Origin of the sequence: Marinobacterium sedimentorum (assembly GCF_024267675.1) — a bacterium.
Classification (GTDB): domain Bacteria; phylum Pseudomonadota; class Gammaproteobacteria; order Pseudomonadales; family Balneatricaceae; genus Marinobacterium_A; species Marinobacterium_A sedimentorum.
In genome coordinates this window covers 38265-63597 of sequence record NZ_JALDYX010000002.1, presented here as the reverse complement: position 1 = coordinate 63597, position 25333 = coordinate 38265, and the positions used below count along the sequence as shown (strand labels likewise).

29 protein-coding genes and 1 other RNA gene are annotated in these 25333 nt (G+C 59.8%); 11 read left to right on the top strand and 19 right to left on the bottom strand.

Annotated features, from left to right (window positions below):
• Positions 1–50: 50 nt before the first annotated feature.
• The 6 genes from MRS74_RS02735 to MRS74_RS02715 form a co-directional block, all read right to left on the bottom strand.
• Positions 51–1220 (bottom strand): amidase, encoded by a 1170-nt coding sequence (locus MRS74_RS02735; RefSeq protein WP_254578735.1) that lies wholly within the window; start codon positions 1218–1220, stop codon positions 51–53.
• Entirely contained in the window at positions 1217–1390 is a 174-nt protein-coding gene (locus MRS74_RS02730; RefSeq protein ID WP_254578734.1) for a hypothetical protein, read from the bottom strand. The genes MRS74_RS02735 and MRS74_RS02730 overlap by 4 nt, the downstream gene beginning before the upstream one ends.
• Before the next feature lie 239 nt (positions 1391–1629).
• Positions 1630–2559 (bottom strand): phenylacetic acid degradation operon negative regulatory protein PaaX, encoded by a 930-nt coding sequence (gene paaX, locus MRS74_RS02725; protein ID WP_254578733.1) that lies wholly within the window; start codon positions 2557–2559, stop codon positions 1630–1632.
• A gap of 84 nt (positions 2560–2643) precedes the next feature.
• Positions 2644–2826: a DUF6538 domain-containing protein gene (locus MRS74_RS24155; RefSeq protein WP_368671247.1), complete on the bottom strand. Its 183-nt coding sequence runs from the start codon at positions 2824–2826 to the stop codon at positions 2644–2646.
• A gap of 79 nt (positions 2827–2905) precedes the next feature.
• An RNA gene (gene ffs / locus MRS74_RS02720) (signal recognition particle sRNA small type) lies at positions 2906–3002 on the bottom strand.
• Positions 3003–3112: 110 nt separating this feature from the next.
• On the bottom strand, positions 3113–3730 hold the full coding sequence (locus tag MRS74_RS02715) for a LysE family translocator (RefSeq protein WP_254578732.1): 618 nt from the start codon (positions 3728–3730) through the stop codon (positions 3113–3115).
• 228 nt (positions 3731–3958) lie between these two features.
• Between MRS74_RS02715 and MRS74_RS02710 the strand changes: the two genes are divergently transcribed.
• Entirely contained in the window at positions 3959–4531 is a 573-nt protein-coding gene (locus MRS74_RS02710) for a cytochrome b (protein WP_254578731.1), read from the top strand.
• A complete protein-coding gene (locus tag MRS74_RS02705) occupies positions 4528–5103 on the top strand; it encodes a YceI family protein (RefSeq protein WP_254578730.1) in 576 nt (191 codons plus the stop codon). Before MRS74_RS02710 ends, MRS74_RS02705 begins: the two co-directional genes overlap by 4 nt.
• A gap of 351 nt (positions 5104–5454) precedes the next feature.
• Here MRS74_RS02705 and MRS74_RS02700 read toward each other — a convergent pair whose 3' ends face one another.
• Together MRS74_RS02700 and MRS74_RS02695 are read right to left on the bottom strand one after the other, a co-directional pair.
• Positions 5455–6018, bottom strand: coding sequence for an LOG family protein (locus tag MRS74_RS02700; RefSeq protein ID WP_254578729.1), 564 nt, complete (start codon positions 6016–6018; stop codon positions 5455–5457).
• 56 nt (positions 6019–6074) lie between these two features.
• The gene (locus MRS74_RS02695; RefSeq protein WP_254578728.1) at positions 6075–6722 is read right to left on the bottom strand and encodes a LysE family translocator; all 648 of its coding nucleotides are present in this window, start codon (positions 6720–6722) and stop codon (positions 6075–6077) included.
• Between the two features lie 195 nt (positions 6723–6917).
• Here MRS74_RS02695 and MRS74_RS02690 point away from each other — a divergent pair, with 195 nt between their 5' ends.
• Complete coding sequence (locus tag MRS74_RS02690) at positions 6918–7463, top strand: DUF2058 domain-containing protein (RefSeq protein WP_254578727.1); 546 nt, start codon at positions 6918–6920, stop codon at positions 7461–7463.
• 13 nt (positions 7464–7476) lie between these two features.
• Here the strand turns inward: MRS74_RS02690 and MRS74_RS02685 are convergent, their stop codons facing one another.
• From MRS74_RS02685 to MRS74_RS02680, 3 genes are all read right to left on the bottom strand, one after another.
• Complete coding sequence (locus MRS74_RS02685; protein ID WP_254578726.1) at positions 7477–8064, bottom strand: cyclic nucleotide-binding domain-containing protein; 588 nt, start codon at positions 8062–8064, stop codon at positions 7477–7479.
• Positions 8065–8314: 250 nt separating this feature from the next.
• Positions 8315–8449 (bottom strand): hypothetical protein, encoded by a 135-nt coding sequence (locus tag MRS74_RS23955; protein ID WP_256557758.1) that lies wholly within the window; start codon positions 8447–8449, stop codon positions 8315–8317.
• Positions 8450–8618: 169 nt separating this feature from the next.
• Entirely contained in the window at positions 8619–9092 is a 474-nt protein-coding gene (locus MRS74_RS02680; RefSeq protein ID WP_254578725.1) for a peroxiredoxin, read from the bottom strand.
• Positions 9093–9409: 317 nt separating this feature from the next.
• Here MRS74_RS02680 and MRS74_RS02675 point away from each other — a divergent pair, with 317 nt between their 5' ends.
• The 3 genes from MRS74_RS02675 (at position 9410) to fghA (ending at position 12273) form a co-directional block, all read left to right on the top strand.
• Positions 9410–9928 (top strand): CBS domain-containing protein, encoded by a 519-nt coding sequence (locus MRS74_RS02675; RefSeq protein WP_254578724.1) that lies wholly within the window; start codon positions 9410–9412, stop codon positions 9926–9928.
• A gap of 261 nt (positions 9929–10189) precedes the next feature.
• The gene (locus MRS74_RS02670) at positions 10190–11299 is read left to right on the top strand and encodes an S-(hydroxymethyl)glutathione dehydrogenase/class III alcohol dehydrogenase (RefSeq protein ID WP_254578723.1); all 1110 of its coding nucleotides are present in this window, start codon (positions 10190–10192) and stop codon (positions 11297–11299) included.
• A gap of 128 nt (positions 11300–11427) precedes the next feature.
• Complete coding sequence (gene fghA, locus MRS74_RS02665; RefSeq protein ID WP_306421946.1) at positions 11428–12273, top strand: S-formylglutathione hydrolase; 846 nt, start codon at positions 11428–11430, stop codon at positions 12271–12273.
• A gap of 124 nt (positions 12274–12397) precedes the next feature.
• Here the strand turns inward: fghA and MRS74_RS02660 are convergent, their stop codons facing one another.
• On the bottom strand, positions 12398–13666 hold the full coding sequence (locus MRS74_RS02660; protein WP_254578722.1) for a DUF3422 domain-containing protein: 1269 nt from the start codon (positions 13664–13666) through the stop codon (positions 12398–12400).
• Between the two features lie 566 nt (positions 13667–14232).
• Here MRS74_RS02660 and MRS74_RS02655 point away from each other — a divergent pair.
• Entirely contained in the window at positions 14233–14436 is a 204-nt protein-coding gene (locus MRS74_RS02655) for a cold-shock protein (RefSeq protein WP_067383525.1), read from the top strand.
• A gap of 162 nt (positions 14437–14598) precedes the next feature.
• Here the strand turns inward: MRS74_RS02655 and MRS74_RS02650 are convergent, their stop codons facing one another.
• The gene (locus MRS74_RS02650; protein ID WP_254578721.1) at positions 14599–16077 is read right to left on the bottom strand and encodes a RimK family ATP-grasp domain-containing protein; all 1479 of its coding nucleotides are present in this window, start codon (positions 16075–16077) and stop codon (positions 14599–14601) included.
• Between the two features lie 168 nt (positions 16078–16245).
• On the opposite strand from MRS74_RS02650, the gene MRS74_RS02645 reads away from it, so the two are divergent.
• The gene (locus MRS74_RS02645; protein ID WP_254578720.1) at positions 16246–17364 is read left to right on the top strand and encodes a GNAT family N-acetyltransferase/peptidase C39 family protein; all 1119 of its coding nucleotides are present in this window, start codon (positions 16246–16248) and stop codon (positions 17362–17364) included.
• 68 nt (positions 17365–17432) lie between these two features.
• Here MRS74_RS02645 and rimK read toward each other — a convergent pair whose 3' ends face one another.
• Genes rimK through MRS74_RS02620 form a run of 5 tightly spaced genes read right to left on the bottom strand, consistent with a single transcriptional unit; the run spans position 17433 to position 21225 of the window.
• Positions 17433–18338 (bottom strand): 30S ribosomal protein S6--L-glutamate ligase, encoded by a 906-nt coding sequence (rimK, locus tag MRS74_RS02640; RefSeq protein ID WP_254578719.1) that lies wholly within the window; start codon positions 18336–18338, stop codon positions 17433–17435.
• Positions 18335–18763, bottom strand: a complete 429-nt coding sequence (locus MRS74_RS02635; RefSeq protein WP_254578718.1) for an ATP-dependent zinc protease family protein — start codon at positions 18761–18763, stop codon at positions 18335–18337. Before MRS74_RS02635 ends, rimK begins: the two co-directional genes overlap by 4 nt.
• Positions 18764–18790: 27 nt before the next feature.
• Complete coding sequence (zntB, locus tag MRS74_RS02630) at positions 18791–19774, bottom strand: zinc transporter ZntB (protein WP_254578717.1); 984 nt, start codon at positions 19772–19774, stop codon at positions 18791–18793.
• 52 nt (positions 19775–19826) lie between these two features.
• Positions 19827–20834 (bottom strand): serine/threonine protein kinase, encoded by a 1008-nt coding sequence (locus MRS74_RS02625; RefSeq protein WP_368671246.1) that lies wholly within the window; start codon positions 20832–20834, stop codon positions 19827–19829.
• Entirely contained in the window at positions 20827–21225 is a 399-nt protein-coding gene (locus MRS74_RS02620) for a DUF2750 domain-containing protein (RefSeq protein ID WP_254578716.1), read from the bottom strand. The genes MRS74_RS02625 and MRS74_RS02620 overlap by 8 nt, the downstream gene beginning before the upstream one ends.
• 326 nt (positions 21226–21551) lie before the next feature.
• Between MRS74_RS02620 and MRS74_RS02615 the strand changes: the two genes are divergently transcribed.
• Complete coding sequence (locus MRS74_RS02615) at positions 21552–22580, top strand: M48 family metalloprotease (RefSeq protein WP_254578715.1); 1029 nt, start codon at positions 21552–21554, stop codon at positions 22578–22580.
• 120 nt (positions 22581–22700) lie between these two features.
• Here the strand turns inward: MRS74_RS02615 and MRS74_RS02610 are convergent, their stop codons facing one another.
• Positions 22701–23648 carry a LysR family transcriptional regulator gene (locus MRS74_RS02610; protein WP_254578714.1) on the bottom strand — a complete coding sequence of 316 codons (948 nt, stop codon included), beginning with the start codon at positions 23646–23648 and terminating at the stop codon, positions 22701–22703.
• 244 nt (positions 23649–23892) lie between these two features.
• On the opposite strand from MRS74_RS02610, the gene MRS74_RS02605 reads away from it, so the two are divergent.
• Positions 23893–24339 carry a DoxX family protein gene (locus MRS74_RS02605; RefSeq protein WP_254578713.1) on the top strand — a complete coding sequence of 149 codons (447 nt, stop codon included), beginning with the start codon at positions 23893–23895 and terminating at the stop codon, positions 24337–24339.
• Between the two features lie 79 nt (positions 24340–24418).
• Positions 24419–25243 carry a DODA-type extradiol aromatic ring-opening family dioxygenase gene (locus tag MRS74_RS02600; RefSeq protein ID WP_254578712.1) on the top strand — a complete coding sequence of 275 codons (825 nt, stop codon included), beginning with the start codon at positions 24419–24421 and terminating at the stop codon, positions 25241–25243.
• Positions 25244–25333: the final 90 nt, after the last annotated feature.

Sequence of the window (25333 nt, the reverse complement as noted above, 5' to 3'; positions counted from 1 at the left end):
TTCTGCGGGAGCGGCGCCTCGCCGCGAAAAACCACCCGCGGCAAAAAGGCTTAGGCGCGGGGTTTGGGTCTCGTTGGGTGCGCGACATCTAGGGGATCCCAGCCAAGACCACCGGCCGTAGGAGCGGCGCCCCGCCGCGAAGCCCTCACGCGGTATAAAGGCTTCGGCGCCTGGTACCAGCGGGTACGCGCTTCGGACGCGGCATAGACATCCATGGCGGACAACTCGAGCCCGCCTTCGATTTCCCAGATCGCCTCCGGCTTCATCAGCGCCCGGTTCTCCTCCCTGGCATAAAGTCCCTTGGCGATGCCGGCGATGAGGAAGTGACGCATTGTGAGCCAGGTCTGCCAGACCTCGTCCATCGGATGCTTCATGTCCACCGCCTCGACGCTGACGCCCATATCATTGAAGCGCTTGAGGGCCGACTCGCACAGCGACAGCACGCCCTCCTCCATCGGCAGATAGCCCTGAAAGTCGCCGAGCCAGGCGATCTTCATGCCTTTTGTCTCGATATCCAGGGAGCCTGCGAACTGCGCAGGGTCCGATTCCAGCGACAGCGGTACCCGGGAATCGAAACCGGCCATGGTGGCGAGCAGCTGGGCGGCATCGCGCACGTTGCGCCCCATCGGACCCTCGTAGCCGAGCTGCTGGTAAAACACCTCACCGGTCGGGCCGAAGGGCACGCGCCCCTGGGTCGGACGAAAACCGATGACGTTGTTGTAGGCCGCCGGGTTGCGCAGCGAGCCCATCATGTCGCTGCCATCGGCCACCGGCACCATCGAGGTGGCCAGTGCCACCGCCGCGCCACCGCTGCTACCGCCAGCGCAGAGTTTCGAATCCCAGGCGTTGCGGGTAACTCCGAAAACGCTGTTGTAGATCTGCGAGCCGAGCCCGAATTCCGGGGTGTTGGTCTTGCCGATCAGAATGGCACCGGCATTGCGCAGCCGCTCGACGAAGACGGCGTCGTGTTCCGGTACCCAGTTTTTGAGGATTGGCGAGCCCATGGAGGTGGCGATACCCCGGGTCGCGGCCAGGTCCTTCACCGCATGGGGAAAGCCGTGCATCCAGCCGCGATACAGGCCCTTGTTAAGCTCGGCATCGGCCTGACGCGCCTGGGCCAGCAGCTCCTCGCGCGGACGCAGCGAGACGATGGCGTTGTAGGTGGGATTGTATTTTTCGATGCGGTCCAGGTAGGTCTGCATCACTTCGACACAGCTCACCTTGCCGGCCTTGATGGCCGCGACAGCTCCAGCGCCGAGAGCCCCAGCCGCTGTTCCGGCGAGTTGACGGCGCCGGCCTTGACGGCCCAGGCCGGCAGCGCGGATGCGGCCAGCGACAGGGCGCCGGCACGCAGAAAGTTGCGACGATGCGTATTGATTGTTGTTGTCATGCCCTCGATCCCGTTTGCTCGTGGAGATGACAACATCATTCTTGGGAACGCCCGCCAGCGCCAGCCAATCTGGTTCCACCAGATGGAACCAATTTGTGTGAGGACCCTAGTGTACTGCTTCGCTCTTAGAGGCGCTTTTAGCGGGTCGCCCGCAGGGAGCACCCATTAGGGCGAAGCAGTACACTAGCAAGTGGCAGGAATCGGGCGCACAGCGGAGGTCTGCGCAGCCTGAGCTAAGCTCAGGCCTTAACGCCACCGAAGCGCTTGTAGAAGGTCGGCATGGGTTCGGGCAACGGGCCATCGGCGGTTTCGAAATTCTCGGCGATATATTGCTCGGAGGCCGCGCACACCAGGCTGTAGAGGTTGCGGCACAGCTGACGCGCCGCCACACCGCTCCAGTCCGGCGGCAGCAGTTCGGCCGGCAGTTGCGGGTCGCGCAGCAGGACCTTGCGGTACTCGTGAATAAGCAGGGTACGGGCAAGGAAGCACTCGCAGGGGTCGAGACTGTCCTGCGCCTTCATCTCCTGCCACACCGGGCGAAAGCGTTCCAGAAAGTGCCTATAGCTGTCCGACACCTGATCCAGATTCCAGCACTCGCGGGACTGTTCACGCAGCGCCTGGGACGAAAAGGCATCACCTTCACGGGTTTCAAACAGAATGCAGTCATCCAGCGCACCCAGCTCCTGCAGGGTGTTGCGTACCTCCTGCATGTCGCAGTGGGGCATGGCCATGAGAATCGGCGAGAAGGAACCAAAGCCCATCCAGCTCAGCTCGTCGCGAACCTGCTGGCGATTGTCCACCGGCACCTGGGACAGCACCGCCAGACACCAGGACCCGTCCCACTCAGGCAGCACCGGCAGATAGATACGCTTGAAGGCCTTGTCAAAACGCCGCCGCCCCTGGGCCGTGAGGCTGTAATAGCTGCGCCGCCCCAGCTGCTCGGCCGACAGCCAGGATTCCTCCTTGCTCAGACGAAACACCGAGGTGCGCACCAGGCGTTGATTCAGCCCGAAGGATTCCAGCACCTTTATCAGGCTACCCAGCCAGACGGTACCGCCGCGCGGCACTATGGCATCACCAAAGATGGTAATGATCAGTGATCCGGCCCGAATCGGACGCTGGGTGCAAAACTGCTGGACAAGCTCGGCTAAATGACTGGAATTGCTCATAAAATTGGCGTGTTCAATGGCAGCGAAGGTAGCCTCATTCTATAGAGCAGCGCCTATTGATGCAAAGCACAAGGCCCTTGCCAATCAAACCGAAAATTCACCGAGGATCCATATCGGGGCACATGTTGCGATGGCCTGACGCCTGCACTTGGTCTCAAGCGAGCGACGAATATCAGGTCTGGGAAAAGATGAACGCAGGGGCTTGGGTATACGTAAGTAGAAAACGGAGTGTCGAGAGGGCTCGATATACGCAGTAGGTCTGGCCATGTGTCGCACTTGTACGCGAGACATAAGGCAACACCAATAACTCAAGGTAAAACAAGAAGTTATCTAAAACTGGGGGCAGCTCCACCAGCCACATCCCGGCACACGAGTCGACCGCTGTGGCTGCTCCCTTCCAGGCCTGACCAGATTCACGGTTTATCGTTGCGGGAGGACCAGCAGAGCTACCATAACATGGTCGTCTGACCAGCCTCGAACGAGACAGGCGCGCAGTATACCAGCCTCGATGAAGAATGCAAAAGGATTGATTGCAAAAGAAAAAATCACTGCGCTACGCCTGCAACTGCACCACGCGCAGCGCCAGCAATAGCAGAATAACCCCGGTGGTTCGATCGATAGTGCGGCTACGGTGGGCCAGCCAGGCCAGCACCCCGGTACGGGACAGAAACAGCGCCACCAGGCAATACCAGAGGCCGTCTATGACCGCCGCCGTACCAATCATCAACGCCTGGCCTGCCAGCGACATGCCAGGGGATACGAACTGGGAAAACAGCGCAAGGAAGAATACGGCCAGCTTGGGATTAAGTACCGAGATCATGAAACCATCAATACCAGCACGTACCAGGCTTGCAGGCTTGCCCGCCTCGGCCTGCAAAGCCCCACCACCGGAACTGCGCAGCGCCTTGATCCCGAGCCAGACGAGATAGCCCGCGCCCGCCAGCGTAATGACTCTGTATAACGCCTCGGACTCAAGAATCAGCACCGACAGGCCGGCGACAGTCACCAGCGCCCAGAGCGCGACACCGAGCGCATGACAGACGCCCGTCATCATGCCGTGGCGCCCACCGCCGCCCAGCGTATGACGCAGCACGACCGCAAGGCTCGGGCCTGGTGATACGGCACCCGCCAGGCAAATCGCACAAAGTGACAACCAGCTCATCCATGTCATGGGGCAAAGCATCCTTTTCCGGTGTAAATGAATGTTGAAATAACGTTTAATTCGAATAAAGTTTCGCCGCGCCAGCAAATCCGCGACAGGCTCGACTGCACTGTGCTGCATGACGCTGCCTGGAGCTGCCTGGAGCTGAATCTACCGCGCTCCCAGACTGCGGAACCTATACTGTACGCAACGGACTAATCTACCCGATACGAGGGGCAGGAGCACCAAAGGGCAATCATGGCAGTGAAGTTCAAACTCAGAAACGACGATGAAACCTATGGCTGGCCCCTTATCAGTCTGCACTGGCTCATGGCTGTCGCGGTCTTCGGGCTCTACTTCCTCGGCCTTTATATTATCGACCTGGGTTACTACGACCCCAACTACAAGACACTGCCCCACTGGCACCGCAGTCTGGGCATGTTGCTGTTGCTCATGCTGGGTCTGCGCTTGCTGTGTCGCTGCATGGATCGCGCGCCCTGCGCCCTGCCCGCCCACGGGCTCGCCACCCGTCTGATGACCAAAAGCGCCCATTCCCTGCTCTATCTGCTGATGATCACAGCGCTGATCTCCGGCTATGTCATGTCAACCGCAGGAGACCATGACATCGCTGTATTCAACTGGTTCTCGGTACCGCCGCTACCAATCGAGCTGCATCACCAGGCCGACAAGGCCGGCATTATCCATTACTGGAGCTCAACGGCCCTGATTGCGCTTTCTACGGTGCATGCCCTGGCGGCGCTGAAACATCATTTTGTCGACAAAGACTCAACCCTGACACGCATTCTTGGAATTACCCGGGAGAACCCATGAAAACGAACCTGATCAAATGCCTGGCACTGGGCGGACTGCTCGCCGCAGGGCCGCTCTATGCCGCCGAATACGCCATCGACACCGAAGGCGCGCACGCATCCGTCAACTTTCGCGCCAACCACCTGGGCTTCAGCTGGGTCACAGGCCGGCTGGAAAAGTTCGATGGCAGCTTTAACTACGATGCCGCCGACCCGAACAGCGCCAGCGTAGCCATCACCATCGAGGCCGCCAGCGTCAACACCAACCAGGCCGAGCGCGACAAGCATCTGCGCAGCGCCGAATTTCTGGATGCGGCAACCTACCCTGAAATCACCTTCATCAGCACCTCCTACAAGACCAACGGTGATGGCACAGGCGTACTCAAGGGCGATCTGAGCCTGCACGGCATCACCAAGCCCGTGACCATCAACGTCACCCGCGTCGGCGAAGGCGATGATCCCTGGGGCGGCTATCGCGCAGGCTTTAAGGGCACCGCCGAGCTGAAACTGAAAGAATTCGGCATCAACTACAATCTGGGGCCCGCCGCTGAAACCATCTATCTGGATCTGAATATCGAGGGCGTGCGCAAGTAGGAGGCTGTCCGAGGATGCTGACCGTAGCGAGAGCCGGCTGATTCGAGCTGGTTTTGCGCTGTTATAAGGCGATAAATCGGCAGGATTGCCGATTACCACAGCGTTAGCCGCCCACCGGACAAGCTACAGGGATGTAGCTTGTGCATAGTGGTTCCATTTAACGCAAAACGGCACGAAAATCAGCCCCCTCCCATTATTAAAGAGTCAGGTGCTTCGCAGCAGGTTAAGTAATGCCAGCCCGCCTCGCAGCCACCTTTGTGCTGACAATTAACATCTGACATGCCCCCAAGGCGCCCCGGCAATCGTTCGCCAGGCGCCTTCACTGCTTGAGCACGGCCGCAGCCGTACCCCTCAGCCCCATTTGTCCGCCGGCGGCTGATAGAACTTAAAGGCCGTCAGCAACTGCTCCGCATCACGCTCAACCAACAACATGTCCACGTACTCGGGCCGGACAAAACCTTCCTCGCCGCTGTGGTGAACAAATTCCACCAGCTTGTCGTAGTAACCATCGATACTGAGCAGGCCAAACGGCTTGTGGTGAATTCCCAGCTGTGCCCAGCACCAGATTTCAAAAATTTCCTCAAAGGTTCCCACACCGCCTGGCAACGCGATAAAGGCATCCGCCAGATCCGACATCAGCGCCTTGCGCTGGTGCATGGTTTCCACCAGCCGCAACTCAGTCAGTTCCGGGTGCGCCAACTCCCGATCCGCCAACCCTTTGGGCAATACACCTATCACCTTGCCGTCCTCACTCAGGGCACCGCTGGCGACCGCGCCCATAAGACCCACCCGGGCACCGCCGTACACTACTTCAATACTGCGCCTCGCCAATACCTGACCCAGCTCAAAGGCCGCATCCTTGTACCGGCTGCCGGTACGCCCGTCCGCCGAGCCACAAAATACCGCTATTCGCATCCTTCACCTCGGTGATCAATTTCCCGCTGTCTGCTCACAATCCTGGCAGCACGCTGTTAAATTTTTGCCAGCGCCAATCGCACGCCCAGCGCCACCATCACCAGACCCGTCACGCCATGACAGAGCCTGCGCAATACTGGCAAGCGCACCCAGCCCCGTACTCGGCAGGTAAGCACGGCCAGCAGCGACTGCCAGCTCATGGCGATAACAAAGTGTATCGCCGCCAGCAGCAGCGCCTGCGGCAGCACAGCGCCGGCGGGATCAATGAACTGGGGCAGAAACGCCATATAAAAGATGATGGTTTTGGGGTTAAGCAGATTCGACAACAGGCCCTCGCGCCCGCAGCGCCAGAAAGAGACCTTCTGTTGCATTACCGCCTGCACCGAGTCCGCTGCGGCCTGCTGCCCGCGGCCACGCACTGCCTGGCGCAGACTGCCCCACCCCAGCCAGACCAGGTATGCGGCACCCGCCATCTTGAGCGCGCCAAACAGCACGGACGACTGCATCAGCAATACCGATATGCCCAAGGCTGACAGCACCGCATGCACAAAAAGTCCACTGCAGATACCAAAGCTGGTCACCACGCCATCGGCCACCCCGCCGCGCGCCGCATTGCGCACCGTAAGCAGCGTGTCCAGCCCAGGGGATACCGACAGCAGAGTCAATGCCACAATGGCAGGTAACAGCTCGACCAGATCAGACACGCGCAGGACTCCCATTCAAGGATAATGACACAAGGCACAATGGATTCTTCAGCCTGCCGAACGCAATCATAACCCGGGCCCAGGCAGCGCCATAGTACACCAGCGCAGCAGGCATCGGCACCGTGGTACGGCTCCTAATCAGTGCAGAGATTATGCTATAGTGCGGCAGATTTTCAGTCACGGGTAGTTACGATAATGGCGCGCACACTGCAGGATCAGCTGCTGAACATGGGCATGGCGAACAAGGGCCAGGCGAAGAAAGCCAAGGACACCAAGCGCAAGCAAACCAAGCTGCGCAAGTCCGGCATCAAGACAGAGGACCCGGACGCCAATATCCAGTCCGATATAGAACGCCAGCGCCAGGAAAAGCAGGAACGCGACCGCCTGCTGAACCAGCAGCGCGAGGAAGACAAGGCCCGCAAGGCAGGCCTGGCCGAAGCCCTGCAACTGATACAGCAGCACAGCAGCAAGGCACCTAGAGATGGCAGCATGGCATACAACTTTGTGCATGACCGGGTCATCAAGACACTGCATCTGGATCCTGCGCTGCACAACCAGCTCAGCCGCGGCCAGCTCGCCATCGTCATCCTGCAGCCGGGCTACGGCCTAATGCCGGATGATATCGCCGCCCGGGTGGAAGAAAAGGCGCCGCAGCGCGTGATTCGCATCAAGCCTGAAGCCAAGCCTGATGAAGATGATCCCTACGCCGACTACCAGATACCCGACGATCTGATGTGGTAAACACCCGGCCGGGCTAGTGCAGCTCGGCCTGTCTGCGCACCTCAACAACCGCCCCGGCATCCGCTATTTCCACTTCAGGCCTGGCACTCGCGTCAAGATTAGCGCCAGCTGCAACCTCAGCCGCATAGCTGTGTTCAACGACAAGGTTGTCGACGGCGCGCAGGCCGCGCGCCATATCCCTGGACAGATTCATCAGCAGGGTCGCGAATTCCTGGGTATTGGATTCATAGAGGTCGTTAAACAGGCGGGTGGATATTTTCACCACTATAACGTCTTCCACCGCCCGTGCACGGCCGATACGCCGGTGCAGCGCAATCATGCCGACAAAGCCGATATTCTCGCCAAAATGGTAGTTGCGGATAAAGCCGTAATGGCCCTGGTGATATTTGTGAAAGGCCATCTGGCCTTTGAGAATGACATAGAAGCCATCGGAGGCTTCGCCGGCTTCGAACAGTACCTCGCCGGGATCCAGCGCCAGCACTTCGCCGCTGCGGATCAGATGCACCACTGTAGTATCCGTGAGTGCACCAAAGGTCGAAATCGTCCTGAAATAGGGCAATCCGAGGTCCTCCATTAACCCCTGCCCAGACAACTTACGCATGCTCCAGCCCATTCCGGGGCGACAAGACCAAACCCTCTGGCCCAAACCGCTCAAGTGTAACAGCAGCCTTACAGCTGAACCTGCCCAAAGTATAGGCGCTGAAATCGAGACCCTGCGTCTGTAACGAAAAAAATACTTCGGACGTTCCAGACCGCGCACTTTAGTAGCGTACGACAAAAGTGCGATGTACCTGGAAACCACGCATGCGCGCTTTTATGCGGGGACGCCGTTTGGCCGCGTGTTTGTCCGTTTAGTCCCGCGGCGGTTCCCGGTTGATCAGGTTGCAGACTCGCACAAAGCCGAAGATCATCACCGACGCTATTGCCAGAACGCCCACGACGCTTGGCACCAGTACCTCTACGCTGTACACATCAAGACCGAACATTTGCGCCACCTCTGTGCTGCATTGGAATTAACACAGAGGTTATCGGTATCTGCAGGCGCAGGTATTGACGTAGCTCAAAGTTCCCGGGGGCCGGCAGGCCTGGAACCCGGCCAACGCAGCAGGACTTGATCTGCGTCAAAGATTTCCGCCTCCCTACAAAAACGAACGCTTACAGCAGTGCCAGCAGTGTGTCGGCATCGCTGACTTCAAACTCTTTCGGCGCTTCAACGTTAAGTGCCGTTACCACGCCATCCTCGATGATCATGGCATAACGACGCGAACGCAGCCCGCCAAAGTCCCCCGTATCAGCCCCCAGACCCAGCGCCTGCGTGAGCGCGCCTCCGCCGTCGGCCAGCAACGTCAGGGCTTCGGCATTCTGGCTTTGACCCCAGGCCCGCATCACAAAGGAGTCGTTGACCGACAGGCAGGCGATCATGTCCACGCCCTTGGCAAGAAACTCATCGGCCTTGACCACATAGCCCGGCAAATGAGAGTTTGAGCAGGTAGGCGTGAAAGCCCCCGGCACCGCAAAGAGCACAACTTTCTTGCCGGCAAACAACTCGCTGGCCGGCAGCGTTTCCTGCTCGCCCGCCGTCAGCGCTGTAATGTTCACGGCCGGAATACTGTCACCTGTGCTGATCATCTGCATTCTCCTGTTGCTTAAACCTGGATAGACGCGCGAATACGCCGGGATCAAACCCAAGCTGCAGTGTAGCCATTCATCGCCTTAAGGCATATTGCACAGCGTCCATTCCGGCGCCGGGAGAGCCAAGCGACCTGCTTGCCAGACCCCATGCAGACATGGTCTAGTCTTAAGGAGTTACAGGTTGCCAGCAGGGCAACATCTGTCGGAGGTGAAGTGTGTTTAAACTCTTCTCGTCGACGGGGCCTGTATTCGAAGGGAACTCGGACCAGCTCAGGCAACACCTGGGCGCGCCCCGTTCCAAAACACAACCCAGCATGTCTGCACAAACCGTGCGGACCACTGCCCGGCTTGACCCAACCCGCTTCTACCGCAACCCGGCACTCGGCGCTCAGCCGCAGCACGATACGGAGGATCAGGCGTCCAGCACTGTCGCCAGCCTGATGTCGCGCCCGCCTGTCAGCATTACCACCCTGCAGAATTTGGGTGATGCCTGGCAGCTGATGCAGCAGCATGATATCGCTCAACTAGTCGTCATAGCCCCGCCCCTGCAACTGGTGGGCATGCTCACACGCACCGAAGTACTCAAGTGCCTGATGGTGCGCAACGGCCAGGTCAGCTTTGTCAGTGGCAGCGCCATCAGCGCGCTGATGCAGCAGCCCATGGTCGCTGTCAGTGAATCCGAGGACATTCGCCAGACGGCACTGCTGATGCTGGAGCGGGATATCAATGCGCTGGCCGTATTCGACAGCCGGGACCAGCTCAGCGGCGTGATAAGTCGACGTGATATTCTGGGATTTCTCGCCCGCGCACGCCCCCTGACTTTGCGCGCCTGACACCTGGCCGCAGCGGCTGTGGGCAGACTCCCCGCCAGCCAAGATCGTATTATTGCAGCTGAGCAACAATGTTATGTAGGAAGAAGGCTTAACCTTGGCCGTAGCAGTCGATAAACTGGGCTCATCGCAATGCTGTTACCGCTGTCCGGGGCACACCCGGCGCCACCTGCTACTCAGGTGCTACATAACTTTGGCAAAGTCTCACGCCCAGGTTCAGGTACAGAACCCCAGACCCTCTAATCAAACATCAAGGATACTCCCATGAAGTCCCGCGCAGCTGTTGCCTGGGAGGCAGGCAAGCCTCTCCAAATCGAAGAAGTTGATGTCGCAGGCCCGAAGCAGGGTGAAGTCCTGTTGCGCATGGTTGCCACCGGCGTATGCCACACCGATGCATTCACCCTGTCCGGCGACGACCCTGAAGGCATCTTCCCGTCCATCCTGGGCCACGAAGGCGGCGCCGTGGTGGAAGAAATCGGCCCGGGCGTCACCACGCTCAAGCCGGGTGATCACGTCATTCCCCTCTACACGCCGGAATGCGGCCAGTGCAAGTTCTGCAAATCCGGCAAAACTAACCTGTGCCAGGCCATTCGCGCCACCCAGGGCAAAGGCCTGATGCCGGACGGCACCAGTCGCTTCTCGCTCAATGGCAAGACCATTTTCCATTACATGGGCACCTCCACCTTCTCCGAATACACAGTGGTGCCGGAAATTGCCGTGGCCAAGATCAACAAGGCCGCGCCCCTGGACAAGGTGTGCCTGCTAGGGTGCGGCGTGACCACGGGTATCGGTGCGGTCCTGAACACCGCCAAGGTTGAGCCGGGCGCGACCGTCGCCATCTTTGGCCTGGGCGGTATTGGTCTGAGCGCGATTCAGGGTGCGGTCATGGCCAAGGCCGGCCGCATCATTGCCATCGATATCAACGAAGACAAGTTCGAGATGGCCCGCCTGCTGGGCGCCACCGACTTTATCAACCCGAAGAAATACGACGCACCCATTCAGGACGTGATCGTGGATCTGACCGACGGCGGCGTTGACTACTCCTTCGAATGCATCGGCAACGTCAACCTCATGCGCGCAGCACTGGAATGCTGCCACAAGGGCTGGGGCGAATCGGTCATCGTCGGCGTGGCGGGCGCCGGCCAGGAAATATCCACCCGGCCATTCCAGCTGGTCACCGGTCGCGTCTGGCGCGGTACCGCCTTTGGGGGCGTCAAGGGCCGCAGCCAGTTGCCAGGCTACGTCGATCAGTACATGAGCGGTGATATCAAGCTGGATGACTTCGTGACCCACACCATGGGACTGGAAGACATCAACAAGGCCTTCGACCTGATGCATGAAGGCAAAAGCATCCGTTCTGTTGTGCTGTTCTGATTCGGTCTGAACAGACCCTGCACGCGCAAAGGGCCTGATGGCCCTTTGCTGTATCTGCGCGCTCAATGCGTGCATCAGATAGGTGCAAGCACTCTGCCACTCCACCCACCACCTACGGATATGTCACCATGAGTCTGGAACGCCTTTCCCGCAACCGTGCTTTCGACGGCTGGCTCGAACGCTATAGCCACAGGTCCGCCAGCCTTGATTGCGACATGATTTTCGCCATCTACCTGCCCGATCAGACCCTGAGCGCGCCCTGCCACAGCCTGTACTGGCTGTCGGGACTGACCTGCACCGATGAAAACTTCACCCAGAAAGCCGGCGCCCTGCGCGTCGCCTCTGAACTGGGCCTGGTACTGGTATGTCCCGACACCAGCCCGCGCGGCTTCGACATGCCGGGCGAGCACGACAGCTATGATTTTGGCAGCGGCGCCGGCTTCTACATCAACGCCACCGAGCAGCCCTGGGCAAGCCATTACCGCATGTACGACTACGTCAATGTCGAGCTGCCAGCACTGATCGAAGAGCAGTTCCCGGTCACCGGCAAGCGCAGCATCAGCGGTCACTCCATGGGCGGCCACGGCGCCCTTATCAGCGCCCTGAAAAACCCGGGACGCTACTGTTCGGTATCGGCCTTTGCACCGATCAGCAACCCAAGCCAGTGCCCCTGGGGCGAGAAAGCCTTCAGCGGCTACCTGGGCAATGATCGCAGCACCTGGGCGGCCTATGATACCTGCGCCCTGATCCGTAGCGAGCTGAGCGAACGTCTGCCCCTGCTGGTCGACCAGGGCGATGCCGACAACTTCCTCGCCGAGCAACTCAACCCCCAAGCACTGCAAGCCGCCTGCGATGCCAGCGGGCATGCACTGGAACTGCGCATGCAGCCCGGTTATGACCACAGCTATTTCTTTATCTCGAGCTTTATCGAAGACCACCTGCGCTTTCATGCCAAGGCACTGAACAACGCCTGAGCAGGCCCGAAAAGCCGGGCGCCCATAATGGGGCGCCCGGCTCTTTATCAAGAAAGCATATAAAGCGCTTTTTAAAACGCCTGAAAGACCCTTCAAAACGCCCTTCAAGAGCTCACACCAAGGCTTATTCTTCGTCCTTGTCATAACCCTTGAGCAACCGCCGCACATACCAGTACAGGCCCAGGGCGATCAAGGGCACCGATGCGCTCAACAGAAAGCTGGCTCGAGTCTCCAGCGCCTCGTCCACCACCACATTGCGCAGTGTGCGGTCGATAAGATCAAAGGCATAGTAGGTCACCACTATCACCGTAAAGCTTTCCAGCTTGGCCTGCAGGCGCAGCTGACTACGGGCACGGTGATTGATCCCGCGCAGCAGATCGCGGCTCTGATTTTCGATAGACAGGTCAACCTGAGAGCGGATGAGATCGGTGGAACGCCCGATGCGCTGTGACAGCCGCTCAATACGCTCGCCCGTTGAGCGACAGGTACGGTGGGCCGGATCCAGCCGCCGTTCCATAAACTGCTCTACCGTCTGCAGACCTTCGATACGCGACTCACGCAATTCGGCGATACGCCGGTCAACCAGGGCAAAATACGCCTCTGTGGCCGAAAACCGATTGGCAGTGTGGGCCGACAACCCCTCTACCTGGGCCGCCAGCGCCATCAGCTCCTGCAACAGCTGCGCCGCATCGCTATCGGGCTCAGCAATGCGCTCAACAACATCCGCCAGTTGCTGATCCAGCCTCGACACCATGGGCATGGTCTCCAGTGCCAGGGGCAACGCCAGCAGTGCCATGTGGCGATAGGTCTCGATTTCGCAGATACGCTGCAACAATCGCCCGGCCTGGAACAGCGTCATGCCGCCCTTTTCCTGCACCAGCACGCGATTGTAGCCATTGTCACTGCGCACGCGAAAATTGGTGCGCAGTGCTGCAGCCTGCCCCATTACATCGGAGCCATTGACCTGTGAAGCACCGGGAAGGCCCGCATTGAAATGCACCTCCGCCCAGCTATCAAAATCAGCCGCCTCGCTGCGAAAGAGTACTTCCACGCCGCACAGAAAGGCACCAAGTAACTGCTCGCTCCAGCTGCCTGGCAGTTCCGGTGCCTCGGTTTCGCCAAAGCGGTAGAGCGTCAGGCTGTAAAACTCGCTGTGCGGCTCGTAGCGCAGGGCACGCTGACCCTGACGGCAAAAGAAAAATCCGTTACCACCGGCTTCAAGTTCGAAACCTTCACTGGTTGCAAGCTCGCGTACCCTGCGCTCGACGGCTTCCTGCGGCTCGCCATCGTGCAGGATAGCAACCTGCAACAGCGCCAGGGGCGCACTTATCTGCTGAAACGGCCGGGCATGTACCTCGGCAATAATCTGGTCACGCAAGGGGTGTGTATACATAGAGTCGCTCTCAAACGACAGACTCCTGCCTGCCGTGTTACCACAGAATGCGACAGAAGATCCCTGCCACGCTGCATAGCATATTCTGCTGCAATGACCGTACCACGACAACTGCCCCCTAGGAGGTAGATAGCGCGCTATACTGTGGATCAGCCCCTACCGCAGATAGCTGCGTTCCTTGCAGCACATCAGAGCTGCACTGCGATAAGAGGCTTTCCAACGGCACGCACAACACCGCCCAGCAGGCATCCAAGCCTGCCGTCATGGTGATTTGCGCTCGCACTGCGACACCGCAACAGCCCCGGACAAATCATCTTTGCAGCATCCGAAAATATACTCACCAGGCCCGCAAATGCAGTTGACTTCCCCCTAGAATTCGCTATCCTCCTATCAAGCTTGAAATACAGCTCCAGTTTGATGTCAACGCACGATGCTCCTCTTAGTAGTACCTCGTTCTGATCTTCATAACGGAATTCCTGCATTTCTCAGCTAGACCCGCCTTGGTGTCTGTCGTTTTTCGATAGTCTCAGGCTTTACGTAAAACAAAATCCTTATGGAGTTCAACAATGTCTACTACCGGCACTGTTAAGTGGTTCAACGAAGAAAAAGGTTACGGTTTCATTGCTCAGGATAGCGGTCCGGACGTATTCGTTCACTTCCGCGCTATCACTGGCGACGGCTTCCGCACCCTGACCGAAGGCCAGAAAGTACAGTTCGACGTGACTCAGGGCCAGAAAGGTCCTCAGGCTGAGAACGTCAGCGTCATCTAAGACGTTTCTGACACGCAAAAAACCGGCGTACCTTCACAGGCGCCGGTTTTTTTGTGCCTGATATTCGGGCGAGTCAGCACCTGTACGATACAGAAACGGGCACCGCCCCGCCTGCACGGCAGTGGTACGGCACCCGTTATTGTCTGCAGCCAGAGTGATGCCTTAGCGGCGATTCAACTCCATCCGGCGCAGAAACTCGGCCATGATTTCGTGGTAGAGCGCAGCACCCAGGAAAAGATCTTCCACGCCTTCATCAACATTGGGGTTGTCATTGACCTCGATCACCACCACCCGATCTCCACTCTGCTTCAAATCCACGCCATAGAGACCATCGCCGATCAGACGCGTCGCCTTCAGCGCCGCTGCCAGCACCGCTGGCGGTACCTCGTAGGTAGGCAACGTATCGAAGCCGCCGGAATCCACATCACCGCTGCTGCCATGACGGTAGATCTGCCAGTGATTCTTCACCATGTAATAGCGACAGGCAAACAGCGGCTTGTTGTTCAGCACACCTATACGCCAGTCGTAATCGGTGTACAGAAACTCCTGTGCCAGCACCAGGGACGAGCTCTGCAGCAGCTCCTTCAGCCCTGCTGCCAGCTCCTGGCGTGTTTGTGCCTTGCACATGCCACGGGAAAAGGCGCCATCGGGAATCTTCAGCACGATCGGGAAGCCCAGCGCCTCTATCATCTCATCCAGCGTTGCCTTGTCGGTGTTGCTGACAATGCGCGTACCGGGGGTGGCGATCTTGTTGATACGCAGCAATTCCGCCAGATAGACCTTGTTGGTACAGCGCAGTATCGAGGTCGGGTCATCCAGCACCACCAGGCCTTCGGCCTCGGCTTTCTTGGCAAAACGGTAGGTATGATGATCAATGGCTGTGGTTTCGCGAATAAAGAGGCCGTCGTATTCGGGCAGACGCATCAGATCCCGCTTGCCGATCAGCTCCACGTTGATGCCCAGCTGACGACCGCTGTCGATGAAATGCTTGATGGCATCCTTGTCGCTTGGCGGCAGCGCCTCGTCCGGATCCACCAGCATGGCCAGATCAAAGCGGTAGCGTTTGCGCGCACGGGGCTTGCGCCACATGCGGTTACTGAAGCGCTCCAGCGCCGCGGCAAACAACTCCTGCTCGCTCTCCAGCTTGATATCACGCACCGAGATCTGACGAATATTGTCTACCTGCCAGACCTTGCCCCGCTTCAGACGCACCTCCAGCACAGGGCACGGGAAGCGCTCGAACAGCTGTTTGGCAATGGGCGACAACTCGCTCATCAGCACTTCGCCAAAGAAGATACGCAGCTCGATATTGGACTGATCTCCGGAAATGCGCCCCGCCAGGCTGTCCAGCGTGCCCTCCAGGCCATCCAGCTGCAGCGTATAGAGCGACTTGCGGCGCAGATCATTGATCACCCGCACGGACGGAATCACATGGTGATCCCGCGCCTCCGCCAGCAATGAGCAGTAGTACCCCCGACCCAGCGCCCGGCTGTTGCGACAGCAGTTGAGGATACGCACCCGCCCGGTCCGCTGAGTGTCCGCCAGCGCCAGGTACTGATCAAAGGATATGACATCTTTACTGGGGTAATAGGGTGCCCAGTCACCCAGGTCATCGACCACAACGTAAAAAGAGGAAGGCATCGATCTGGCAGTTCCGGCAGGGTGAATTTTCGCGATTATGCGCGCCCTGTGCCCGCCGGTACAAGGGTTTGGCGCACACCTGGATAAATTTAGTGCAGCACTGATACCTGTACCGGATCCCGGTGTTAATATCGCCCTATACCCCTGGTCTGTACGGACACAAACAGCTTGAACACCCTGAGCACGCGCCCGGCGACCAGCGCCGACATCGACACCCTGCTCGACATCGAACGCCAGTGCTTCAGTGCCGACAAGCTGTCGCGCCGCAGCTTCCAGCGCCTGATCAAGTACGGCCATGCCAGCCTGCTGATGGCATTCAGTGACAACGAAATAGCCGGCTATACGCTGGTGCTGTACCGCAAGGGCACCCATCTGGCGCGCCTCTACTCGCTGGCGGTGCTGCCGCAGATGCGTGGCCGCGGCATCGCCCGGCAATTACTGCAGGACGCCGAAAAAACCGCCCGCGAGCAGCTGTGCATTTTCATGCGCCTTGAAGTCAATGTCAGTAACCAGAACGCCATTGCCCTGTACCGGCAAAGCGGCTATCACTCCATAGGCACCATCGAGGATTATTACGAAGACGGTGCCAGCGCCCTTAAAATGGAGAAGCCGATTCGCCGCCGCGCACCGGCCGGCGGCCAGATCCGCACCGCCTTCTACGAGCAGACCACGCCCTTTACCTGCGGCCCCGCCAGCCTGATGATGGGCATGCACGCCCTGATTCCCGAATACGCCATGAACCGTCGGGAAGAACTGCAGATCTGGCGCGAATCCACCACCATCTTCATGACCGCAGGCCATGGCGGCTGCTCACCCCAGGGGCTGGCACTGAGCGCCTGGCGCCGCGGCTTCGACGTGCGGCTGTATTGCAACACGACTCAGGTGCCCTTTATCGACAGCGTGCGCAATCCCGAGAAAAAGCAGGTCATTGCCCTGGCCCACGAAGACTTTACCGAACAACTGACAGAAACCGGGGTCCAGATCCACGAGCGGGAAATGACCCTGGCGCAGCTGCAGCAGCATATTCAAAACGGCGACGTACTTATCAGCCTGATCAGCACCTGGCGACTGAACCGCAACAAGGCGCCCCACTGGATTATCATTACCGCCGCCGACGAGCGCTTCGTTTATCTGACAGACCCGGATCACGACCGCGATGAATGGCAAAGCCAGACTGACTATATCGACGTGCCGGTGGAGGTAAATGAATTTCTGGCCATGGCGGCCTTTGGCCGTTCACGCCTGAAAAGCACCCTGGCCCTGAGCCGACGCAAACCTGATCAGTGAAGCACGACAAACTAGAGCGAAAGGAATGGAAAAGGAGCCTGAGGTTCGGCGCCCCTTCCCCGTTATAATCAGCCTTTGCCGCGGGTGCGGGTCTTGTGGCTGCTGGCGTTCTTTTCGATAAACTGGATGATGCGATCAGCCACATCGAGACCCGTGGCGGCTTCGATGCCTTCCAGGCCCGGCGACGAGTTGACTTCCATCACCAGCGGGCCGTGGTTGGAGCGCAGGATATCCACCCCCGCCACGTTCAGACCCATGGTACGGGCGGCACGCACCGCCGTGCTACGCTCTTCCGGTGTCAGACGTACGAGGCTCGCGGCACCGCCGCGGTGCAGGTTGGAGCGGAATTCTCCCGCTTTGGCCTGGCGCTTCATGGCCGCAATGACCTTGTCCCCAATCACGAAGCAGCGAATATCCGCACCGCCGGCTTCCTTGATGTATTCCTGCACCATGACCGAGGCCTTGAGCCCCATGAAAGCTTCGAGCACGCTTTCGGCTGCCTGGCGGGTTTCAGCCAGTACCACACCTATACCCTGGGTGCCTTCGAGCAGCTTGATCACCAGGGGTGCACCACCGACCATCTCCACCAGGTCCGGGATGTCGGACGGCTTGTTGGCAAAGCCGGTAATCGGCAGGCCTATACCCTTGCGTGACAACAGCTGCATGGAGCGCAGCTTGTCACGGGAACGGGAAATGGCCACCGATTCGTTCAGCGGATAGGTGCCCATCATTTCAAACTGACGCAACACCGCCGTGCCGTAAAAGGTAACTGAGGCGCCGATACGGGGAATAACCGCATCAAAATCACTCAGAACCTCGCCTTTTACGTGAATCTCGGGGTGCTGCATATTGATGTTCATGTAGCACTTGAGCACATCAACAACCTGTACATCATGGCCACGCGCCTTGGCAGCCTCAACCATGCGGCGAGTCGAGTACAGCTGCGCATTGCGGGAAAGAATTGCCAATTTCATGGCTGTGCTCCTAACAAAAATGAGGCCGCCGGATCGACGGCGAAACGGTTCAGCATGGCAGTGCGCCCGAGTAGCATGCGAAAGCGCATGCTGTCACGGTTAGTCAGCGTCATCTCGATGGGCCATTCATGCTCGCCCAGGCGGGCCAGCGTCTGAATGACAATACGTTTTTCGCGATGGCCGCCGGAATCGGAGACCTGTCGCTCGTCCAGTACCGGCGCCACAAAATGCAGCACCGTCTCCTGGTTGTTTTGTACGGGGTGCATATCGGCTGCGACCCAGAGTGCACCGCGCTCATAAAAAGGCTCGAGCTTGAATGCATGCAAGCAGGATGTGCGGGCACCGGTATCGACCTTGGCCTTGATGCGGTCGATCCCCAGTTCCGGCAACGACAGCCACTCGCGCCAACCTATTGTTTCCAGCATGAGATTAATCCCTGCAGTTGAGAGCTGTCAGAGCCAGCGCTTGCGGCGGAAGATCCATATCTGCACCGCGACCAGCACGATCAGAAACAGCGAAAATTCCGAAAAGGCCGAGGGATTTTCCACCCCCGGCACACCACCGACATTGACGCCCAGCAGCCCGGTCAGAAAGCCCAGCGGCAGAAAGATCGCCGCCACCAGCGACAGAACATAGAGCCTGCTGTTGAGCTGATCGGACATGCGACTCATCAGCTCTTCCTGGGTCACGGCCGCGCGCTCGCGCACCGCATCCAGGTCTTCGATATGCCGCACCAGCCGGTCGGAAACCTCGCGCATGCGCATGCGTGCGTGATCATCCATCCAGCCCAGCGGCTCATTCACCACCCGCGCCAGTGCCTCGCGCTGTGGTGCCAGATAGCGACGCAGGCCAATGGTCTGTCGCCGCAGCTGGGCCAGCGGCTGGCGCAGTTCGCCATTGCCGCTGTACAGCACCTGCTCCTCCAGATCCGCGACCCTGTCTTCAAACTCGTCCACCGTGTCGCTCATGCGCATGACCAGCCGATCGGCCAGACCCACCAGGAAGTCACCGCTGTCGCTTGGGCCGACGCCGCTGCGCATTTCCGCCACCATGTCCGATATGGACAGCAGTTTGCGCTTGCGCGTGCTGACGATCAGGTCTTCGCTGACATAGAGCCGGATCGACACCATATCCTCGGGATCGGCTTCCGGATTGAGGTTCACCCCCCGCAGCGCCAGCAACAAACCCGAGCCCAGCAAGGCGGCGCGGGGTCTTGTTTCCTCGGTCAGCAGGGAGTCCACCGCAAGCGCAGGCAATCCGCTCTGATCCGACAGCCAGCGACGGCTGTTGCCATGGCTATAGTCAAAATGTAGCCACAGCAATCCCTGGGAGGCGTCCCACTGGCCGGCTTCCTCCCAGCTCAGCTCGCGGGCACCGCCCTTGCGGTCCATCAAAAATGCGTAAATCAAACCATCAGGTCCATGCAGTGGAATCATGCCTGCATCCTTTATTCATAACAGTATAGGTTCCGACCCTGACCCAACCCGCTCAGAGCAGACGCAGAGCGGGTTCCTGCAGGGCGGAAAACTGCTCGCGCAACTCGAGGATATGCTCGCTCCAGTAACGCTCGGTGTTGAACCAGGGGAAGGCCCGTGGGAAGGCAGGATCAGCCCAGCGCCGCGCCAGCCAGGCGGAATAGTGCATGATACGCAGGGTACGCAGCGCCTCTATCTGGCGTAGTTCCCGCGGCTGAAAGTCATAAAACTCGTTATAACCGTCCACAACTTCACACAGCTGACGCTGCTGGCTGTTGCGATCACCCGACAGCAGCATCCAGATATCCTGTACCGCAGGCGCCATACGGGCATCGTCGAAATCGACAAAGTTGGGCGTATTGTCGCGCCACAGTACATTGCCGGCGTGACAGTCGCCGTGAACCCGGATCAGGGTTGCGGGTTCTGCCATGGCCTCATCCACCAGCTTGAGCACATCGCGGCTCAGGGTTTCATAGGCCGGACGCAGGTCCCGCGGGATAAAGTCTTCGCGCAACAGCGCCACGCTGGCATGGCCGTAAGTCTGGCTGTTGAGCACCGGGCGATGTGCGAACGGTTTTTTCGCTCCTATGGCGTGCATGCGCCCCAGAAACCGACCCAGAATCAGCAGGTTATCCAAGTCATCGAATTCAGGGGCACGGCCGCCACGACGCGGATAGAGTGCAAACCAGAAGCCCTCGCGCTGGAACAGGCTGCGCCCGCTGTCATCGCGCCAGGGCGCCACGACCGGCAGCTCATGCTCCTCCATCTCGTAGCAAAGCTCATGTTCTTCCAGAATCTGGGCCTGGCTCCAGCGATGGGGCCGGTAAAACTTGGCGATCAGCGGTGTCTGTTCCTCGATCCCGACCTGATAGACACGGTTTTCATAGCTGTTGAGGGGGAAAATGGCGCCATCGCACAGATAGCCAAGTTCCTCCACCGCATCCATGATGAATTCCGGCGTCAGGGTTTCGAAGGGGTGCGGCGCAAGATCCGCGGCCGAGCCTGAGTTGTGGTCAGTCACCACCGGCTCCCAGCAGCGCTTCGATCGACCCGGTCAGCTCGCCGGCCGACAGCAGCACGCCTTCTTCGTCCACGCACGGGAACACTGCCACCAGAATACCGTCTTCATCAAGCCCGGGAGACCAGCGCTCGAACCAGGCCTGCAGGTCGATTTTCAGTGCTTCGCACCCTTCCCAGCCATCGGTGGCCCAGTCCAGCGCGTAGTCGGGGTGGGGCCATACCGGCAGACAGCTCTCGCCATCATCAGTAGTCAGCATGACGCAGCCTTCAGCGTCGCTCAGGCTCCATATCTCTTCCCAGTCTGCCACTTTTTGCAGAAAGTGATCGAATCGCTCCTGCGCTTCGCGGGCAATAACCTTGCCCCGCTGCTGCTCTGTCAGTTTGTACGTCATGGTTCGGCCCTGCCTTTGAATATGGGCTCGCCGGTGCATCGGCGAATGCCGTGCAGCATGGACGAATGAGGCCGGCGGATCAAGTCGGGCCGGGGCCGGAAACGCCGGTTTTCACCACCTTTTGGCCGCTTTTTCGCTGCTACACTACCTTCACACCGACGTCACCAGTGCAGCGGTGACCTAACCGCTGCACTGGTGTCAACGCTGGGCATAACAGAGCGGTCAAAAGGTGATCAGCACATGGACAGAGCATTCTTTCTAACAGCAGTAAAATCCGTTGCAGTAACAGGCAACTACAAGCCCCCCCAGCCTCTGCCACGCTGCTGATGCACAGCATCCGCTGCACCTCCCAATCCGTATTCATTTTTGCATTTTCATTGCTGCTCGCTGCCTGCGCCGGCCCAGGCGACCTGCCGGCTCCGCCCACGGATGAGGCGATTGCGGCAGAGGCCGAACACCAGCGTACCGAGGCACTGATACTAAGCCACGCGCGCGAGTACCGCCTCGCCCGGGTGGCGCGCCCCCTGCTGATCGCAGCGCTCGAACTGTGTCCGGCAACACAGCGCAGCGATTACGGCCTGCGGCTGCACAGCATCGACAGCTATACACCCTTGCTGCGCCCCGCCGCCCGCACAGTCTATGGGCTTGATCAACAACCGACACTGCGCCCGCCTCTGCCCGATAGCCCCGCGGCCCTTGCCGGGCTTCGCGCCGGTGATCGCCTGCTGCGCCTGCAGGGCCGCGCTGTCACGCCCGGCACCCGAAAGAGCATCGATGCACAGCTGCGCGAGGTGTCGGGGCCTCTCAGCCTGCAGATAGAGCGCGGCAACAGCCTGATGAGCTTCAGCCTGATCCCCGATACACTGTGCGACTGGCCGGTTCGGCTCCATCGCAGCAGCGCCATCAACGCCCATGCCGATGGCCGCGAAATTCGCGTTAATCAGGCGATGCTCAGCTATGCGCGGCAGGACGACGAACTCGCCCTGGTAGTTGCCCACGAACTGGCCCACAACGGCCTGCAGCATATCGACAAGCAGCTGCGCAACCTGCTGCTCGGTGCACTGTTCGACCTGCTGGCCCTGACTCAGGGCTACCCAAGCCCCGGCCTGGCCGCGACTCTGGGCGTCCATCATCAGGCGCTGAACTGGGAACTGGAAGCTGACCTGCAGGCACTGGTGCTGCTGCACCGCGCCGGCTATGCGCTGGAACCAGGCGTCGCGTTCTGGCGTCGTCTGGGCACCGACTTCCCCGCCGCCATTAACCACAGTCGCGGCCTCACCCATCCCGGCAGCGCCGAGCGCTACCTGCGCATGGAAGCGGCGGCAAAAGCCCTGCAGATGACTGCTGAATTTTAGACCCGGTACATACATGAACAGGAATGTTACAAAGGTGCGCCACGCAGGCACGGGGCCTGAGCTTCCAGATACAGCCGCCAACGAGCACCAGGCTCAGCCCGCGACTCGCCCCCGGCACCTTCAGCCCGGCGCGTTTAGCTCGGTGCGAATAAAGTCCCGAAACACGCTTACTCGCGCCGGCGCCTGGTCGCCACTGAGGCTGATGGCATATAGCTTGCCCTCGCTCAAAGACCAGTCGGGCAACACCGGCACAATCAGGCCTGCGGCAAGGCTGGCGCCTGCAATAAGATCCGGCAAAACGCCAATGCCGCCGCCGGCCTGGATAATGCGGTGTACGCTGGCGTAGTCCGTGGTGCGGGCCACGGGCCTGGCCGTGACCTCCACCCGACGTCCCCTGGCGTTCACCAGGGACAGACTGGCGGCCCCCGCCAGTTCCCGAAAGGTAACCAGGTCCTGGGTCTGCAGATCCTGCGGCACCTCGGGTATCCCCCGCGCCGCCAGATAGATGGGAGCCCCGTAAAGGCCCATGCGAAACGCCGTCAGCGCCGAGGCACGGTACCCCATGTCCGGCAAATTGCCGGAGGTGGCCCGCAGTGCCAGATCGATCCGATTGGCCGCCAGATCCAGCGGTGCATCCGTCAGCAGCAGCTCCACTGTAATCTGTGGATGCAGGGCGCGAAACCGCACCAGCAGCGGCGGCAGCACATCAAGGCCTATATCCATCGGTGCCGTCACTCGCAGGTTGCCGTGGGGCACGGTGCGGGACTGGCGCGCGCCCTGGGTGGCATCGGCCAGCAATGAGAGCGCATCGCGGGCCTTGGCGTAAAAGGCGATTCCCTCCTCAGTGGCGCTCACGGCTCTGGGCGTGCGTGCCAGCAGCGCAGCGCCGAGCCGGGCCTCCAGCCGTGATACCCGCCGGCTGATACTGCCCTTGGTTTCACCCATTTCTAGGGCCGCCCGAGACACGGAACCAAACTCGATCACGGCACAGAAGGCCTTGATGTCTTCCAAGGACCCGCCAAGCATGCCGCCAAAACTGAAGGATCCGCCGCTAATATGTGAGGTCATGCCAATTGTCCTGTGCGAGGGCTCTGTTTGAGTGCAGGCAATTCAGGTGGCTGGCATCGGCTGTACCGCAACATCGACTGTCGCCAGAGTGCTGATGCGTCTGGAACTGTTAAACTTGGTTTCCAAAATAGAAACCGTATGTTCCTTTTTTGCATTCTATTAAAAATATAGAAACCAACATACCATGATCTCCAGTTTCAGCGCACCAGCTGTCACCCCACTCATAGGCTTCTGGAGATACGCCATGACCACTCAGACCCTTACCAGCACCCTGTTCGATCGTCTGTCACCGCTGGGCTATCCTTTGGTACGCATCACCGCGGGCCTGCTGCTGATGCCCCACGGCGCCCAGAAACTCTTCGGCTGGTTTGGCGGCTATGGCCTGGATGCCACCGGCCAGTTCTTCGCCACCAGCCTTGGCATGGAGCCCGGTTTCCTGTTCGCCCTGCTGGCGGGCCTGGTGGAGTTCGTCGGCGGTCTGGCGCTGGTCCTGGGGCTGCTGACCCGCCCGGCGGCACTGGCCATCGCGACCCTGATGGGCGTAGCCCTGACGGTACACGCCGCCAACGGTTTCTTCTGGACCAGCGGCGGAGTCGAGTATCCGCTGATGTGGGGCCTGATCGCCATCGCGGTTTTCCTGCGCGGCGGCGAGCGTTTCTCACTGGATAGCCGGCTAGGATTGAAGTTCTAAACTGTACTTTGCCTGTTTACCCAGCCGCCAGGTGATGCCTGGCGGCAGCAGTTCACCGCCGTCATTCGAGGACAATTCCATGACCCAAGCGCGCTTGCCCAGCATATTTATCCCCCACGGCGCCGGTCCGTGCTTTTTTATGGACTGGCCGCCCGCCGGTACCTGGGATCACATGGAAACCTGGCTGCGCAATCTCATCGGTCAGGCGGGCACCCGCCCCAAGGCCCTACTGGTCATTTCTGCCCACTGGGAAACGCCTGAATTCAGCGTCAATTCCCAGGCCGCACCGAATCTGCTGTACGACTATTACGGCTTTCCTGCCCACACCTACCAGCTCAAATGGCCCGCTCCCGGCAGTCCTGAACTGGCGGGCCGCATTCAGACACTGCTCGCTCGCGCCGCCATTCCCTGCACCCAGGAGCACAAACGCGGACTGGATCACGGTGTATTCATTCCGCTCAAACTTGCCATCCCCGACGCCGATATCCCGGTGGTGCAGCTGTCTCTGCGGGCAGGGCTCGATCCCGCCGAGCATCTTGCGCTGGGCAAGGCGCTGGCTCCGCTGCGCGATGAGGGCGTACTGATTATTGGCAGCGGCATGAGCTTTCACAACATGCAGCGCCTGCGCCAGGGTGGCGACCGAACAGACCCAGACTCGATACGCTTTGACCACTGGCTGGCCGAAACGGTCGCGCTCTCCCAGGCCGAGCGCGAGCAGCGCCTTGTCAACTGGGCCCAGGCGCCGGGTGGGCGTGCGTCCCACCCGGCGGAGGAACACCTGCTGCCGCTGCACGTTATCGCCGGTGCCGCAGGCGAAGATCCGGGCCAGAAGGTGTTTGAGGACAGGGTGATGGGCAGCGTGCAATCGGCCTTCATCTTTGGCACAACGGCCGCCACACACTGACGTTTAGGTCTGCGGGGACATTAAATTCTGAAAAAACCGTCGGTTTCGGCATCCGGCGGTCGAAGCTTGCTGCACTGCGGTGTTAAACTC

Bases quoted from the DNA above. Each gene is read 5' to 3' on its own strand.
- MRS74_RS02730 (WP_254578734.1), bottom strand. From the start codon at position 1,390: ATGACAACAACAATCAATACGCATCGTCGCAACTTTCTGCGTGCCGGC.
- paaX (WP_254578733.1), bottom strand. From the start codon at position 2,559: ATGAGCAATTCCAGTCATTTAGCCGAGCTTGTCCAGCAGTTTTGCACC.
- MRS74_RS24155 (WP_368671247.1), bottom strand. From the start codon at position 2,826: ATGGCCAGACCTACTGCGTATATCGAGCCCTCTCGACACTCCGTTTTC.
- MRS74_RS02715 (WP_254578732.1), bottom strand. From the start codon at position 3,730: ATGACATGGATGAGCTGGTTGTCACTTTGTGCGATTTGCCTGGCGGGT.
- MRS74_RS02710 (WP_254578731.1), top strand. From the start codon at position 3,959: ATGGCAGTGAAGTTCAAACTCAGAAACGACGATGAAACCTATGGCTGG.
- MRS74_RS02705 (WP_254578730.1), top strand. From the start codon at position 4,528: ATGAAAACGAACCTGATCAAATGCCTGGCACTGGGCGGACTGCTCGCC.
- MRS74_RS02700 (WP_254578729.1), bottom strand. From the start codon at position 6,018: ATGCGAATAGCGGTATTTTGTGGCTCGGCGGACGGGCGTACCGGCAGC.
- MRS74_RS02690 (WP_254578727.1), top strand. From the start codon at position 6,918: ATGGCGCGCACACTGCAGGATCAGCTGCTGAACATGGGCATGGCGAAC.
- MRS74_RS02685 (WP_254578726.1), bottom strand. From the start codon at position 8,064: ATGCGTAAGTTGTCTGGGCAGGGGTTAATGGAGGACCTCGGATTGCCC.
- MRS74_RS23955 (WP_256557758.1), bottom strand. From the start codon at position 8,449: ATGTTCGGTCTTGATGTGTACAGCGTAGAGGTACTGGTGCCAAGCGTC.
- MRS74_RS02680 (WP_254578725.1), bottom strand. From the start codon at position 9,092: ATGATCAGCACAGGTGACAGTATTCCGGCCGTGAACATTACAGCGCTG.
- MRS74_RS02675 (WP_254578724.1), top strand. From the start codon at position 9,410: ATGTCTGCACAAACCGTGCGGACCACTGCCCGGCTTGACCCAACCCGC.
- MRS74_RS02670 (WP_254578723.1), top strand. From the start codon at position 10,190: ATGAAGTCCCGCGCAGCTGTTGCCTGGGAGGCAGGCAAGCCTCTCCAA.
- fghA (WP_306421946.1), top strand. From the start codon at position 11,428: ATGAGTCTGGAACGCCTTTCCCGCAACCGTGCTTTCGACGGCTGGCTC.
- MRS74_RS02660 (WP_254578722.1), bottom strand. From the start codon at position 13,666: ATGTATACACACCCCTTGCGTGACCAGATTATTGCCGAGGTACATGCC.
- MRS74_RS02655 (WP_067383525.1), top strand. From the start codon at position 14,233: ATGTCTACTACCGGCACTGTTAAGTGGTTCAACGAAGAAAAAGGTTAC.
- MRS74_RS02650 (WP_254578721.1), bottom strand. From the start codon at position 16,077: ATGCCTTCCTCTTTTTACGTTGTGGTCGATGACCTGGGTGACTGGGCA.
- rimK (WP_254578719.1), bottom strand. From the start codon at position 18,338: ATGAAATTGGCAATTCTTTCCCGCAATGCGCAGCTGTACTCGACTCGC.
- MRS74_RS02635 (WP_254578718.1), bottom strand. From the start codon at position 18,763: ATGCTGGAAACAATAGGTTGGCGCGAGTGGCTGTCGTTGCCGGAACTG.
- zntB (WP_254578717.1), bottom strand. From the start codon at position 19,774: ATGATTCCACTGCATGGACCTGATGGTTTGATTTACGCATTTTTGATG.
- MRS74_RS02620 (WP_254578716.1), bottom strand. From the start codon at position 21,225: ATGACGTACAAACTGACAGAGCAGCAGCGGGGCAAGGTTATTGCCCGC.
- MRS74_RS02615 (WP_254578715.1), top strand. From the start codon at position 21,552: ATGCACAGCATCCGCTGCACCTCCCAATCCGTATTCATTTTTGCATTT.
- MRS74_RS02610 (WP_254578714.1), bottom strand. From the start codon at position 23,648: ATGACCTCACATATTAGCGGCGGATCCTTCAGTTTTGGCGGCATGCTT.
- MRS74_RS02605 (WP_254578713.1), top strand. From the start codon at position 23,893: ATGACCACTCAGACCCTTACCAGCACCCTGTTCGATCGTCTGTCACCG.
- MRS74_RS02600 (WP_254578712.1), top strand. From the start codon at position 24,419: ATGACCCAAGCGCGCTTGCCCAGCATATTTATCCCCCACGGCGCCGGT.